General features: G+C 29.5%; 1 protein-coding gene. It reads right to left on the bottom strand.

Annotated features, from left to right (window positions below; translation table 11 throughout):
* Positions 1–2,021 (bottom strand): non-ribosomal peptide synthetase (locus B2W91_RS18840; protein WP_291583726.1); only part of this gene is annotated, 2,021 nt, incomplete at both ends.

Here is a 2,021-nt window from a genome sequence, read left to right as displayed (position 1 = left end):
CCTCTTATTTTTACTTGATTATCTATTCTTCCTAAAAATTCTATGTTTCCATCTGGTAACCATCTTGCTAAGTCTCCCGTCTTATACATTTTAGTACCTACTTCAAATGGATTATCTACAAATTTTTCAGCGGTTAGATCTGGTCTATTCAAATAGCCTCTTGCTAATCCATCCCCGCTTATACATAGTTCACCTACTACCCCTATTGGCAAATGATTATTTTTTGTATCCAAAATGTATATCTTAGTATTATTTATAGGAGTTCCTATCGGCACACTATTTCCATTTAACGCAATACTCGTAGAGTATTTAGTTGCATAGATACTTGCCTCTGTAGGTCCATATAAGTTTTCTAATGCAATATTATTAAATTTATTATAGAAATTAGAGACTAAATTAGCTTTTAATTCTTCCCCTGCAGCAAATACATATTTCAAATTTGCAACTTTATTATAATTATCATCAGTAAGTTCAATAAACATATTTAGCATAGCCGGTACAAAATTTATATGTGTTACTTTATATTTTTTTATTGCATTAATAATAGCATTAATATCCTTGCTATCTGTGTCATTTACTATTACTAATGTACCACCACCCATAAAATATCCGAAAATCTCAGTTACAGATACATCAAAGGTGTAATTTGTTTTAAATAAATATGCATCATGCATAACAACAGGATAATTATCTTGCATATATATTAATGTATTAATTACACTTCTATGTTCAATCATTACCCCTTTAGGTTCTCCAGTAGTTCCTGAAGTGTAGATAACATATGCTAGATTGCTTGAATTATTTATTTTTTCTAGATTGCTTAAATCATCTTCAAACCAGCCTTCATTAAATAAATCTATGACTTCTTTAGTGAATTCTATATTATTTACTGAACTTTCTACAGTTAATAAAACTTCACATTTGCTATCCTTTAGCATATATTCTATTCTTTCTTTTGGATAACTTGGGTCTATTGGTAAATATGCTCCTCCAGCCTTTAAAATTCCCATTATTCCTACTATCATCTCTAGATATCTTTCTACCATTATTCCCACTATAGAATCAGTTTTAACACCTTTACCTCTTAACACTCTTGCCAAACTATTGGCTCTTTCATTTAACTCTCTATAGGTTAGCTTCTTGCCTTCAAATACTATAGCAATATTCTCTGGTGTTTTTTCTACCTGAGTTTCAAATAATTCATGTATTGTTTTCTCCTTCGGATAATCTACCTTTGTATCATTGAATTCATATAGTATCTGATTTCTTTCTGATTCTGATAATAAATTAACTTCTCTTAATTTTATTTCTTTATTGCTTACTATGTTATCTAAGATTCTTACATAGTGACTGCCTAGCCTTTCTATTGTTTCTTTCTTAAATAGTTTTGAGCAGTATTCTATACTAAAGATTATTTTAATATCACTTTCTACAGCGTTTAATGTTAAGTCAAACTTTGATATTTTGTTTCCATTACTATATGCCTTCAATACAATATCATCTAACTTAATATCTCTGCTAGTTACCGTGTCAACCATATTAAACATAACATCAAACAATGGATTTCTACTTGTATCTCTTCTTAGATTTAAGTTTTCTACTAGAATCTCAAGTTGATAACTTTGATTTTCATAAGCTTTTAGGGAGTTTTCTTTTACTTCTTTTAAGAAATCTATATATTTCTTATCTCCTTCTGGCTTATTCCTTAAAGCCAATGTATTTACAAACATGCCAATTATATTTTGAATATCTGCATGTGGTCTTCCAGCTATTGGTGTTCCTATTACTATATCCTCTTGTCCACTATATTTTGATAGAATTATATTAAATGCCGATATTAAAACCATGTGCATTGTAGTTCCTGTTTCTTTTGTAAGCTTTCTTAACTTTAATGTTGTATCTTCATTAACTTCAAAACTTACACTATCTCCTTCAAAGCTTTGTATAGCTGGCCTTTCATAGTCAGTAGGCATATTTAATACTGGTATCTCATCGCTAAATCTATTAATCCAGTATTCTTC

The sequence above is a fragment of the Clostridium sp. UBA6640 genome (genome assembly GCF_002455975.1).
Classification (GTDB): Bacteria; Bacillota; Clostridia; order Clostridiales; family Clostridiaceae; genus Clostridium_J.
This window is presented reverse-complemented; position numbering and strand designations above follow the sequence as displayed.